The organism is Leisingera sp. (assembly GCF_034669605.1).
GTDB lineage: Bacteria > Pseudomonadota > Alphaproteobacteria > Rhodobacterales > Rhodobacteraceae > Leisingera.
Map to the genome: position 1 here is coordinate 1 of NZ_JAXMOX010000140.1, position 12,582 is coordinate 12,582.

11 protein-coding genes are annotated in these 12,582 nt (G+C 66.1%); 4 read left to right on the forward strand and 7 right to left on the reverse strand.

All coding sequences use genetic code 11. From position 1 onward, the window contains the following. The first annotated feature begins 23 nt into the window (after nucleotides 1–23). Nucleotides 24–809, forward strand: a complete 786-nt coding sequence (locus VOI29_RS16430) for an ABC transporter permease (RefSeq protein ID WP_416361548.1) — start codon at nucleotides 24–26, stop codon at nucleotides 807–809. Nucleotides 810–814: 5 nt separating this feature from the next. Here VOI29_RS16430 and VOI29_RS16435 read toward each other — a convergent pair whose 3' ends face one another. Together VOI29_RS16435 and VOI29_RS16440 are read right to left on the reverse strand one after the other, a co-directional pair. Further along, nucleotides 815–2,068, reverse strand: a complete 1,254-nt coding sequence (locus tag VOI29_RS16435; RefSeq protein WP_323780961.1) for an MFS transporter — start codon at nucleotides 2,066–2,068, stop codon at nucleotides 815–817. Nucleotides 2,069–2,191: 123 nt separating this feature from the next. After that, nucleotides 2,192–3,109, reverse strand: coding sequence for a DMT family transporter (locus VOI29_RS16440; protein WP_323780966.1), 918 nt, complete (start codon nucleotides 3,107–3,109; stop codon nucleotides 2,192–2,194). A 503-nt stretch (nucleotides 3,110–3,612) separates the two neighbouring features. On the opposite strand from VOI29_RS16440, the gene VOI29_RS16445 reads away from it, so the two are divergent. Together VOI29_RS16445 and argF are read left to right on the forward strand one after the other, a co-directional pair. Next, nucleotides 3,613–4,788 carry an aspartate aminotransferase family protein gene (locus VOI29_RS16445; RefSeq protein ID WP_323780990.1) on the forward strand — a complete coding sequence of 392 codons (1,176 nt, stop codon included), beginning with the start codon at nucleotides 3,613–3,615 and terminating at the stop codon, nucleotides 4,786–4,788. A 76-nt stretch (nucleotides 4,789–4,864) separates the two neighbouring features. Continuing rightward, complete coding sequence (gene argF / locus VOI29_RS16450; RefSeq protein WP_323780969.1) at nucleotides 4,865–5,791, forward strand: ornithine carbamoyltransferase; 927 nt, start codon at nucleotides 4,865–4,867, stop codon at nucleotides 5,789–5,791. Between the two features lie 150 nt (nucleotides 5,792–5,941). On the opposite strand, the gene VOI29_RS16455 is transcribed toward argF, so the two are convergent. From VOI29_RS16455 to hrpB, 3 genes are all read right to left on the reverse strand, one after another. Continuing rightward, entirely contained in the window at nucleotides 5,942–7,423 is a 1,482-nt protein-coding gene (locus tag VOI29_RS16455; RefSeq protein WP_323780972.1) for an anion permease, read from the reverse strand. Nucleotides 7,424–7,514: 91 nt separating this feature from the next. After that, entirely contained in the window at nucleotides 7,515–7,973 is a 459-nt protein-coding gene (locus VOI29_RS16460; protein WP_323780975.1) for an NUDIX hydrolase, read from the reverse strand. Nucleotides 7,974–8,183: 210 nt separating this feature from the next. Beyond that, nucleotides 8,184–10,643 (reverse strand): ATP-dependent helicase HrpB, encoded by a 2,460-nt coding sequence (hrpB, locus tag VOI29_RS16465; protein ID WP_323780977.1) that lies wholly within the window; start codon nucleotides 10,641–10,643, stop codon nucleotides 8,184–8,186. 200 nt (nucleotides 10,644–10,843) lie between these two features. On the opposite strand from hrpB, the gene meaB reads away from it, so the two are divergent. After that, nucleotides 10,844–11,821: a methylmalonyl Co-A mutase-associated GTPase MeaB gene (gene meaB, locus VOI29_RS16470; RefSeq protein WP_323780980.1), complete on the forward strand. Its 978-nt coding sequence runs from the start codon at nucleotides 10,844–10,846 to the stop codon at nucleotides 11,819–11,821. Here the strand turns inward: meaB and VOI29_RS16475 are convergent. Both VOI29_RS16475 and VOI29_RS16480 read right to left on the reverse strand, forming a co-directional pair. Next, nucleotides 11,818–12,246: a PACE efflux transporter gene (locus VOI29_RS16475; RefSeq protein ID WP_323780983.1), complete on the reverse strand. Its 429-nt coding sequence runs from the start codon at nucleotides 12,244–12,246 to the stop codon at nucleotides 11,818–11,820. The genes meaB and VOI29_RS16475 overlap by 4 nt on opposite strands. A 121-nt stretch (nucleotides 12,247–12,367) precedes the next feature. Further along, nucleotides 12,368–12,582 (reverse strand): tyrosine-type recombinase/integrase (locus VOI29_RS16480; RefSeq protein ID WP_323780986.1); only part of this gene is annotated, 215 nt, incomplete at its 5' end.

The window sequence follows — 12,582 nt, forward strand, 5'->3', positions numbered from 1 at the left end:
CGGATCGGGGATATCAGGTTGAATTGGGCGCGCGGCGGTTCGGGCGGGTGAACTGGCTGGGGCTCAAGGCGCTGGCCTGGCGCGAAGTGAAGCGGTTCCTGGCGGTCTGGACCCAGACGCTGCTGGCGCCGCTGATGACGGCAGCCTTGTTCCTGATGATCTTCAACATTGCCATCGGCCCCAAACGCGGCGATGTGATGGGGGTGCCGTTCCTGACCTTTCTGGCGCCCGGCATCATGATGATGACAGTGATCCAGAATGCGTTTGCCAATACCTCGTCTTCCATCGTGATTGCCAAGGTGCAAGGCAACATCGTCGACACTTTGATGCCGCCCCTGTCGGGGCTGGAGATCCTGCTGGGCTATCTGGCAGGCGCCGTGGCCCGCGGCACGCTGGTGGCGCTGGGCATCGGACTGGGGCTGATGGCGGTGTTGCAGATCGTGCCCGCACATCCGCTGGCAGCACTGGTGTTTATCGTGCTGGGCGCAGCTTTCCTGGGCGGTTTGGGCATCGTCGCCGGGGTCTTTGCCGACAAATTCGACCAGATGGCCGCGATCACCAATTTCATCGTCACCCCGCTCGCCTTCCTGTCCGGCACCTTCTATTCGGTTGAGGCTTTGCCGCCGGTACTGAAGGTGATTTCGCAATTGAACCCGGTGTTCTACCTGATCGACGGGGTGCGTTTCGGGGTGATCGGCACTTCGGACAGCTCGCCCTGGCTGGGGCTGGCCGTCTGCAGCGGCGCCACCTTTGGGGTGTGCCTGCTGGCCTGGGCCATGCTGCGCGCCGGCTACCGGTTGAAACCCTGACGCCGCTATTCTGCCGGAACCGGATTTTCGCCGGGCGCCGGCGCCGGTTTTCTGCGCCCAAGCCGCGGATGCAGGTTGCCCGCCAGCAGTACTGCCGCTGCAGTGGCCGCAGCGCCTGCCGCAAAGATCCCGGCAACCGGCGCGGCCAGCAGAACCAGCCAGGCAACCCCTGGCGTCAGAATGCCGGAAATGTCGCGGTAGCTGGAATAGACGGCTGACATCTCGGTCCGCTCGGAGGGCTTGACCGCCATCAAAAACGGCAGCCCGGCGCAGATATCCAAGAGGATCAGCGCTGCCGAGCCGGCCACCGGTCCGGCGGTCCAGCCAAGAGCGATCGCGGCTGGCGGCCAGCCCTGGGCCTGGGCCGCCGCGCCAAAACAGCCCGTCACCCCCAGAAAGCCGGTCTGCACCGCCAGCCGGATCGAATGCCGCTGCACCCAGCGCTGCAGCAGCGGCGCGCTGAACAGAGCCGCGTTGGTCACAGACAGCAGGATGCCGCCGAGCTCCTCTCCCAAGCCTTTTTCGATCGCAAAGATCGGCAGGTAGACCACATAGATCCACCAGCCGGCCGAGCGGATCACCGCAAACAGCCAGCCGGCGACCAGCCGCGGCTGCGCCAGGAAGCGCGGCACATAGGCCAGCGGGCTGGAGGCGGGGCCGCGGGCACGGGCGATCTGCTTGCCGTTGCCCATCCGCATCCACCAGAAGGCCGCCAGCATCAGCAGCGCGGCCGCGGCGGAAATCAGGAACGGGGCAGGGGGGCAGACCTCCAGCAGCAGCACGCCGGCCACCGGTCCGGCGGTCCAGCCAAGCGCCGAATAGAACATCCGCGAGGTTTCGCACTGCCCCAGCGCCACCCGCGAGATATAGTCCAGCACATAGGCATTGAAGCAGATGAAGGTGGTCACCGCCGCCACCGTGTTCAGCGCCAGCGCCGCAAGCACCGACGCCGGGCTGCCTTCGATGGCGAATCCGGCCGAAGCGATGAACATCAGCGCCCCCAGCGAATAGGCCCAGCGGCGCGGCACCAGCCGGATCAGTGCAGGGATCATCAGCCCGGCCAGCAGCGACAGGATGCCGACAGCAAAATATGAGGCCGACACCAGCCCGGCATCGCCCAAGGCCCGGTACATGATCAGCGGAAAGACCGAGATCAGCGTGCCGCGCACCACCGCTTCCAGCCCGGCCAGGATGCCAAAATCCCGCACCGAAGGCACCGGCGCATGGCGCAGCCATTCGGGTATCCGCCTCTCGTGCATCTGCGTCCTCCTCTCCTGTTACAGGACAGGGTGGCGCGCAAAATGCCCGGAAAATGCCGGTTTTCGACGCGGAGGTCGCAGGCGGGCCGCGCAGCGGAAATAACTTTCGTGAAGGCCGGCCGCCTAGGACCTGTGCGCGGCGGCGGCGGCGCGGCCGGCCGGGGGAACCGGCCGCCCTTCCCGCCAGGCGAGGATGGCGGCGCCTGCCAGGATGATAAAGGCGCCAAGCAAGGAGATGGCATCCGGCACCGCGCCAAAGCCGAGAAAGTCATAAAAGGCTGCAAAAACCAGCGTGGCATAGCTGAACGGCGCCGCAAAGGAGGCATCGGCGCGGGCCATGCCGTTGATGAAACAGGCCTGGGCACAGGCCATCAGCAGCCCCAGCGCGGCCAGCGCCCCCCATTGCGCAGGGCTGGGCATCTGCCAGACCGGCAGCACCGCGCAGCTGGCAATCATCACCCCCAGGAGGTTGTTGACCCATAACACCTGCAAGGGCGCTTCGCGGCCTGCCAGTTTCTTGATGAAGATCAGCTCCAGCCCCATCACCGCCGCCGCCCCCAGCGCCAGCAGGGCCGCGGGTTGAAAACTGGCCGGGGTCGGCCGCAACAGGATCATGGCGCCGATCATGGCAATCAGCGCCGCGCCCCAGCGCCAGGGGCCGACCCGCTCTCCCAGCAGCGGGATGGCCAGCAGCATGGCGAACACCGGGTTCAGGAAGGTGATCGCAGTGGCATCGGCCAGCGGGATATAGGCGACCGAGGCAAACATCAGCGTGACCCCGGCCCAGCCAAAGGCGGTGCGGCCGATGTGATAGCCCCAATGCGGCCGGAGGAACCTGGGCCGCAGCGCAACCACCAACGCGGAGATTGCCAGAAAGGCAAACACAAACCGTCCATGGCTGATCTGCAGCGGGTGCAGCGGCGTGCCCAGCAGATCCGTTCCCAGCGCCTTGGCGAGCAGGGTGGTGCCGGCAATGAAGGTTGTTGCCGCCAGAATGAGGGCGGCGGCCAGCGGCGGGTTCTGCGGTGTGTTTCGGCTCATGGGCAAGCGGTGCGGCAAGCCGCCGCGGGATGCAAGGGGAAACGCATCGCTGCCAGCCGCATTCCGCTGCGGCAAAGGCGGAGGCAGCCACGCAGGCTGAAAGGAAAGAAGGGCGCTGCCCCGCAGGCTTGGCGGGAAGAGGAGCGCTGCCCCGCAGGCTTGAAGGAAAGAGGGGGCGCTGCCCCTCTTGGCCCGCGGGCCAATTCACCCCGGAGTATTTCGAACCAGAAAGAAGCGGCTGCCGGGCGCATGTGCCGGTTTGCCGGTCCAGCCCTCCCAAAAGGGGTTTTCTTTTGACCAAACCTCCATTATGGAACCGCATTATGATCAAACGCGCACATATCACCCTTCCGCGACGCCGACGCCGCCTGGCGTAATCGGCCCTTTGATCCGTTGTGCCGTTTTCCGGCGCTCCTGCTTTCCCAAAACCGTTGACCCACCGTTGACCTAAGGCCCTTGCTGAGTCACAGCTTTGGCTTCACTCCATGAAAAGGATGATCCTGATGATCCCGTCCGTTCTGCCGACCTATAACCGTGCACCGCTTGAGTTCGTCAAAGGCGAAGGCGCCTGGCTGACCACGGCGGACGGGCGACGCTTTCTGGACCTGGGTTCGGGCATTGCGGTGAATGCGCTGGGCCATGCCCATCCGGCGCTGGTGGAGGCGCTGACCATCCAGGCGCAGAACCTGTGGCATGTCTCAAACCTCTACCAGATCCCGCAACAGCAGGCGCTGGCGGACAAGCTGGTGGAACATACCTTTGCCGACACCGTGTTCTTTACCAATTCCGGCACTGAGGCCTGCGAACTGGCGGTGAAGATGGCGCGCAAGTATTTCTACGACAAGGGCCAGCCGGAGCGGGTGGAAATCATCACCTTTGACGGCTCTTTCCACGGCCGGTCCTCTGCCGGGATCGCCGCAGCCGGGTCGGAAAAGATGACCAAGGGCTTCGGCCCGCTGCTGCCCGGGTTCGTGCATCTGGCCTTTGGCGATCTGGATGGCCTGACCAATGCCATTACCGGGACCACCGCCGCGATCATGATCGAACCGGTGCAGGGCGAGGGCGGCATCCGCCCGGTGCCGGATGCCGAACTGAAGGCGCTGCGGCAGATCTGCGATGAACACGGCCTGCTGCTGATCCTCGATGAGGTGCAATGCGGCGTCGGGCGGACCGGCAAGCTGTTTGCCCATGAATGGGCGGGCATCACCCCGGACGTCATGATGGTGGCCAAGGGCATCGGCGGCGGCTTTCCCTTGGGCGCGGTGCTGGCCACCGAAGAGGCTGCCAGCGGCATGACCGCGGGCACCCATGGCTCCACCTACGGCGGCAACCCGCTGGGCTGTGCGGTCGGCTGCGCGGTGATGGATCACGTTGCCGAGCCTGAGTTTCTGGCAGATGTGAACCGCAAGTCCGGCCTTTTCCGGCAAAAGCTGGAAGGGCTGGTTGCCGATCACCCGGAGGTTTTTGAGGAGGTGCGCGGCGCGGGCCTGATGCTGGGTCTGAAATGCAAGGCGGTGAACAGTGATGTGGTAAGCGCAGGCTATGAAAACGAGCTGATCACCGTGCCGGCGGCAGACAATGTGATCCGCCTGCTGCCGCCGCTGACCCTCACTGATGAAGACATCGCCGAGGCCGTCAGCCGTCTGGAAAAAACCGCCGCCCAGGTCGCAGCCGCCTGATCATCATCTTTGCAGAAGTACTCCGGGGGTCCGGGGGCAGCGCCCCCGGCCTTCGCCAGAACAAAGCGAAACCGACATGAACCATTTCCTCGACATCCACAAAACAGACCCTGCCGAATTGCGCGGGATCATCGATCAGGCCAAGGCGACCAAACAGGCGCGCCTCGGCCGCCCCAAGGCCGCCTTGGACGATGAGCTGCCGCTGAAGGACCGGATGGTGGCGCTGATTTTCGAGAAACCCTCGACCCGGACCCGTGTGTCCTTTGATGTGGGCGTGCGCCAGATGGGCGGCCAGACCATGGTGCTCAGCGGCAAGGACATGCAGCTGGGCCATGGCGAGACCATTGCCGACACCGCCCGGGTGCTGTCGCGCTATGTTGATATGATCATGATCCGCACCTTTGACGAAACCGTGCTGACCGAGATGGCGGACTATGCAGACGTGCCGGTGATCAACGGCCTCACCGACCGCACCCATCCCTGCCAGATCATGGCCGACATCCTGACCTACGAGGAGCACCGCGGCCCGATCAAGGGCAAGAAGGTGGTCTGGGCCGGCGACGGCAACAATGTCTGCGCTTCTTTCCTGCATGCGGCGGGGCAGTTCGGGTTCGACCTCACCTTCACCGGCCCGGCACAGCTGGATCCGGAGGAGGAATTCATCGGTCTGGCGCGCAAGGCGGGTGCCAAGGTGACCATTGAACGCGACGCGTTCAAAGCGGTTGAGGGCGCCGATCTGATTGTGGCCGATACCTGGGTGTCGATGCATGACAGCCAATCATCCAAAGAGCGCCGCCATAACATGCTGCGGCCCTATCAGGTGAACGATGACCTGATGGCCCATGCCAAGCCCGATGCGCTGTTCATGCATTGCCTGCCCGCCCACCGCGAGGAAGAGGTGACCTCGGCGGTGATGGACGGCCCGCAGTCAGTGATCTTTGACGAGGCGGAAAACCGGCTGCACGCGCAAAAAGCTGTCATGCGCTGGTGCATGGGCGGCTGACTTTTGCGGCTTGCGCGGCGGCGGGCTGCTGCCTGCCGCGGCCCATTCCATGGATAGAACCTTGCCTGTTGGTCGGGCGCGGCGCCCGGGCAAAGAAAAACCCCCGCAGCCGGCTGGCGCGGGGGGTTCCAATTGCCACGGCATTGCGGATCAGCCGACGAGGGCGTTCAGCAACAGGTAGATCACCGCTGACAGCAGCGCGGCGGCGGGCACGGTGATGACCCAGGCCGCAATAATGGTCATGAAATGGCTGCGGCGCACCAGCTTGCGGCGGCGGCGTTCTTCGGGGGCGATACGCTTTTCCGGCGGCAGGCCCTCGGCGGATTTCTTCAGGCGGCGCTCCATATGCCATTCGCGGAAGAAACCGACGCCGAACACGGCCCCCACAGCGATATGGGTAGAGGACACCGGCAGGCCCAGCCAGCTGGCCACGATCACGGTGATGGCCGCAGACAGCGACACGCAGAAGGCGCGCATCGGGTTCAGCTTGGTGATCTGGCTGCCCACCATGCGGATCAGCTTGGGACCGAACAGGAACAGGCCGAAGGAGATGCCGAAGGCGCCGATCACCATCACCCAGGTCGGGATCGCCACCTTGGAGGCGAAATCGCCGAACTCGGTGGCATGCACGATGGCCGCCAGCGGGCCGACCGCGTTGGCGACGTCGTTGGCGCCATGGGCAAAGGACAGCAGGGCGGCGGAAATCACCAGCGGCAGGCCGAACAGCGTCTTCAGCGACTTGTTGCGGTTCTCCATGCCTTCGGACTGGCGCTTGATCAGCGGCGCGGTGATCACATAGGACAGCGCCCCGGTGCCGGCGCCGATCAGCAGCGCCGTCTCAAGGTCGATCTTGACGATCCGTTTCAGGCCCTTGAGCGCGAGATAGGCAGCAAAGGCGCCGGCCATAATACCGACCAGCACCGGCACCCAGCGGCGCGCGGCGGCGATCTTGTCGTCCTGATAGATGATCTTGGCCTTGATGAAGGCGAGGAACAGCGCCGCAATCACTCCGCCCAGCACCGGCGAGATCACCCAGCTGGCGGCGATCTTGCCCATGGTGGGCCAGTTCACGGCGGCAACGCCTGCGGCGGCGACACCAGCGCCCAGAACACCGCCGACAACCGAATGGGTGGTGGACACCGGCGCGCCGACCCAGGTGGCCAGGTTCACCCACAGCGCCGAGGAGATCAGTGCCGCCATCATCGCCCAGATGAAGACGCTGCTGCTGGCAACCGCGGCGGGGTCGACAATGCCCTTGGAAATGGTCGAGACCACATCGCCGCCGGCCAGCAGCGCGCCCGCGCTTTCGGCAACCGCGGCAATCACGATGGCGCCGCCCATGGTCAGCGCGTTGGCGCCCACCGCCGGCCCCATGTTGTTGGCGACGTCATTGGCGCCGATGTTGATCGCCATATAGGCGCCGAATGCGGCGGCGGCGATGACCACCATATTCATCGCGGAACCGCCGAAGAACACCCCGGCGCCAAGCCCTGCCAGCACGATGAAGGCCAGCGCGATGCCGGGCGCTACCAGCGGGCGGGAGGCATAGCTTGTGGCAAGTTCAAGCTGGGAGATCCGGTTCAGATCCTTGTCCAGCGTATTCCATTGCGTGCGCGGATCTGCATCGCTCATCGTGGCATTCCTGATTCCGAAGGTCTGCGCACGCGCCTAACGCCGCTCTGGCTACGGATCAAGCGTCTGACATGAAAATGTCACATAACTTTTACAATTGACGCAAAACGTCCTGCAACTGCGGCTCATGCACCAGTGTTGCGGCTTCCTCCGGGCGCATCCACTGGCGGTTGCGCTCGGCGGATTCGGGGTAGTCGTCGGTCAGCTGTTCGACCTCGGCCGCGAAAATCAGCGTCGTCACCGGCTCCTCGGTGCCGTTGTCGTGATATTTGGTGTAATTGTATTCGCCGATCGGTTTCTCCGAAACGCGGGCGGCGCTGACGCCGGCTTCTTCCCAGGCTTCCTGCAGGGCCGAATCCGGCCCGTCCTTGCCATCGACCGGCCAGCCCTTGGGCAGGATCCAGCGGCCGGTGCCGCGGCTGGTGATCATCAGCACTTCCTTGCCGTCCGCGCCGGTGCGGTAGCACAGCGCAGCAACCTGCAGGCGGTTTGGTCGTTTCAGCATCGGCTTGAGAATTTCTTCCCAGGCGCGGATCAGAGTGCTTGTCATATCTGCCCAGCCTTTGTTGTTGGGTTGGTCCCGTGTTTTGTGTGGAATTGTGAAAAAGTAAGCCTGAATCCCCGGAGTTTCAAGGCCGCGGCCGCAGATATGCCGGCCTTGCAAGAGGCAGGTTGCACCGGGTCCCGGGCTGCCAGCGCCCGCGGTGCAGGCCCCTGACGCGGGCCGGGGCCGCAGCCCCTCCCGCCCGCTGCCCGGCGCCTATTTCCGGCGTTTCGCGCGCAGCGTCGGGTCTTCGCGGGTGGGGTCTTCGGGCCAGGGGTGTCTGGGATATTGCGCGCGCATGTCCTTGCGCACGTCGGCGTATGACCCCGCCCAGAAGCCGGGCAGGTCGCGGGTGATCTGGATCGGGCGCTGGGCCGGCGACAGCAGGGTGATCTTCAGCGCCACCCCGCCCACGGCAGGGTGGCGGCTGAGGCCGAACAGCTCCTGCAGACGGACCGAGATTTCCGGCACCTCATCCTCATAGCTGATCGGGATCTTGCGTCCCAGCGGCGTGACGAAGCTGCCCGGCGCCTCGCGGTCCAGCAGCTGTGTCTGCTCCCAATCGAGGGCGGCGCGCAGCGCGGGCAGCAGATCGAAACGCTTCCACTCTTCGGCGCTTTTCACCCCGTCCAGCATCGGCAGCAGCCAGTCTTCCAGCCGGTCCATCAGGCCGGGGATGGTGAAATCCGGCAGATCATGGCCCTCAGCCCGCACCAATTCCACCCGCGCCGCCAGCCGTGCAGCGGCGCCGGTCAGCCGCAGGCCCAGCTCGCGCACCCCGTCCAGCATGGCATCGGCAACGGCGTCTTGCGGAACCTCTTTCCAGAGCCGGTCGTCCAGCACGATGGCGCCGAACCGCTCCTGCTGGCGCGACACCACCCGGCGGTCGCGTTTGGACCAGCCGCAGACATTGCTCCAGGCGATCTGATCCGCAAACAGCGCGCGGATTTCGCCGAGGGAGATCTGCGCCGCCATCCGGATCCTCGCCTCGCGCGGGTTGCCGTCGGTGTCCAGCGCCACGAGGAAGGGAGCGCCCGCCAGCGTGTCGCTGCTTTCCAGCACCGCGCCCTTGCCGCCGGACAGCACAAACCGCGGCGCGTCGCCCTTGCGCCGCTGACCGACGCGGTCGGGATAGGCCAGCGCGGCCATCGCCGCCGGCGACAGCCTGCCGGTGCCGCGTCCTGCCTGCCGCTCCAGCCGCCGGGCCTCGCTTTTGATCCGTTCCACCACCGGGCGGTTCAGCTGATAGGGGCGCTTGCGCTCAAACCCCTTGGGATCTTTCAGCGCCTCCAGCCGCAATGACAGATCGGCAGGCGCTCCGCGCAGCGGGTCGCGCTCGCCCAGGAGGGCCGCCAGCGGCGCCGCAGCCGGGCCTGCGGTCAGCAGCATATGGCCAAGGCGGGGGTGCAGCGGCAGTGCAGACAGCGCCTTGCCGTGTTTGGTGATCCGCCCCTGCGCCGTCAAGGCGCCCAGCATTTGCAGCAGCGCCTGCGCTTCGCTCAACGCGCCGGCAGGCGGCTGGCTGAGGAACGACAGCTCCTCCGGCGCCGCGCCCCACAAGGCCAGCTCCAGCGCCAGATCAGTAAGGTCGGCGCTTTCGATTCCGGCCGGCGGGAACGCCATCAGCGCGCCTTCTTCGCCCTTGGTCCACAGCCGGTAGCAGACGCCCTCGGCAACCCGGCCCGCGCGGCCCCGGCGCTGGGTGGCCTCGGCGCGGGTGACTTTCTCGGTGACCAGCCGCGACATGCCGGAGCCGGGATCGAACCGGGCGCGCCGCGCCTGGCCCATATCCACCACCACCCGGATGTCCTGAATGGTCAGCGAGGTCTCGGCGATCGAGGTTGCCAGCACCACCTTGCGCCCGTCCTTTTCCGGCTGGATGGCGGCACGCTGATCGGCAAAGGGCAGGGCGCCGAACAGGGGCCGGATATGGCAATGGCCGGGCAGGCGTTTGGCCAGGGCGCCGGCCGCACGGCGGATCTCGCCCTCGCCGGGCAGGAACACCAGAATGCCGCCGCCCTGATCGCTGTCTGCGCTGCGGGTGTCCTGTTCCGCCTGCACCACCAGATCCGCAAGCGCGTCCGCACGGCGGGCCTGGGCGGGCAGGGGGCGGTCCAGCCAGCGGGTCTCCACCGGAAAGCTGCGCCCCTCGGAGGTGACCATCGGCGCGTCCATCAGCGCCGCCACCGGCCCGGCATCCAGTGTCGCGGACATTGCCATCAGGATCAGGTCATCGCGCAGCGCGCCGGCCACTTCAAGGCACAAGGCCAGGCCCAGGTCTGCGTTCAGCGAGCGTTCGTGGAATTCATCAAAGATCACCGCACCCACGCCGGGCAGGTCCGGGTCCGACTGCAGCATCCGGGTCAGGATGCCTTCGGTTACCACTTCGATCCGGGTCGCCTTGGAAACCCTGGCATCGCCGCGCACCCTGTAGCCGACTGTCTGGCCGGGCGTCTCGCCCAGCGTTTCGGCCATCCGCTCGGCCGCCGCGCGCGCCGCCAGGCGGCGCGGCTCCAGCATCACGATCCGCCCCGCGGTCAGCCCGGCCTCCAGCATGGCCAGCGGCACCCGGGTGGTCTTGCCCGCGCCGGGCGGCGCCTGCAGCACAGCACGGCCCCGCTTGCGCAGGGCGTCCAGCAGTTCAGGAAGGGCGTCTTCGATCGGTAATCTGCTCATGACCCGCCTTATCGCCAAAGGCGGCGGCAAGGTCTAGCGCCCGGTTTGCAGCTGGCAGTCTGCGCAAACGGCGGCAGGCGCGGCGGATTTGCCGCCTTTTCCGCGCCTGCTGCTGTTGTAGGTTGCCCGGCAGATGGCAGGCACTGGACAATCCGGGCGGGCTTGCGCCAAGGTCCGCCCATCACGACAGGAAGACGCGCATGGATACTGAACAGCTGAAGCAGAAGATCTTGGATGGCGACCGCCGGGCCCTGGCCCGCGCCATCACCCTGGTGGAAAGCGGCCGCGCCGATCACCGCAGCATGGCGCAGGAGCTGCTGTCGGAACTGGCACAGCACAAACGCCAGTCGCTGCGCATCGGCCTGTCCGGCACCCCGGGGGTGGGCAAGTCCACCTTTATCGAAAGCTTCGGCATGATGCTGACGGCGCTGGGCCTGCGGGTGGCGGTGCTGGCAGTGGATCCCAGCTCGGCGCGCTCCGGCGGTTCGATCCTCGGCGACAAGACCCGGATGGAGCGCCTCAGCCGCGAGAAGAATGCCTTCATCCGCCCGTCCCCCAGCCAGACCCACCTGGGCGGTGTCGCCCGCCGCTCGCGCGAGGCGGTGGCCCTGTGCGAGGCGGCCGGGTTTGACGTGGTGCTGGTCGAGACCGTCGGCGTCGGCCAGTCGGAAACCGTGGTGGCCGAGATGTCGGACGCTTTCGTACTGTTGCTGGCCCCGGCGGGCGGGGATGAATTGCAGGGCGTCAAACGCGGGATCATGGAGATTGCCGATCTGATCGTGATCAACAAGGCCGATGGCGATTTGAAATCTACCGCTGCGCGCACCCGGGCCGACTACGCCGGTGCCCTGCGCCTGCTGCGCAAACGCCCGCAAGACCCCGAAGGTTACCCCCGCGCCACCGCTGTGTCGGCGCTTGAGGAAGACGGGCTGGACGAGACTTGGGCCGCGCTGCAGGAGCTAATCGAATGGCGGCGCGCCAGGGGCTTTTGCGACCGCACCCGTGCCGCGCAAGCGCGCTATTGGTTCGAGCAGGATGTGAAGCACCGGCTTTTGGCGCAGTTGGAAACACCGCAGGCGAAGGACGATCTGGTACGGCTCAGTGACGCCGTGGCCGAGGGCGCGCGCGATCCGGCAGAGGCGGCGGCTGAGTTCGTCAGCCGCCTGCGCGCCGATTAAGACGGGCGGACAGGCTCTGGCACCGGGAAGATCACGTCGTAGACCCAGTTAAAGACGAAGGCGTAGATCAGGTAGAACAGCGCAAAGCTCACGTCGATCAGGAAGGCCTCCATCAGCGAGATGCTCAGGTACCACGCGATGAAGGGCATCAGCACAAACAGCAGGCCGATCTCGAAGGTCACGGCATGGAGCACGCGGATCGGCACCGTCTTGCGCACCGTGCCGCGCAGGCGGCGCAGGGCGTGGTCGAACCCGAGGTTGTAAAGGTAGTTCCATCCCGTCGCGATGCTGGCGCTGACGATGGTGACGACGCCGATCTCATGCAGTGGCTTGTCAAACAGCCAAGCGCCCATGGGCGTGACGATCAAAAGAGCGAGAACTTCAAAACTGAGGGCGTGGCGGATGCGGTCTGCGGTGCTGCGCATGGGGTGGTCCCGGTATTGGTCGGGTCGTCCCGAGTGGCTGCCCAAATGGGGGAGGTCGTCCTCGCTTGGTCTCAATATGGCGATCGGGGCGCGGGGTGCAAGAGGGTCAGCTTGGAAGGGCTCAGCGGCCCGCTTTGGGATGAGCGTTGTTATAGACTTCCATCAGCCGCGCGGTGTCGACGGCGGTATAGGCCTGCGTGGTCGACAGCGACGCATGGCCCAGCAATTCCTGAATCGCGCGCAGATCACCGCCCGCGTCGAGCAGATGCGTGGCAAAGCTGTGGCGCATGGCATGGGGCGTGGCCGTCGCCGGAAGGCCAAGTTGCATCCGCGCAT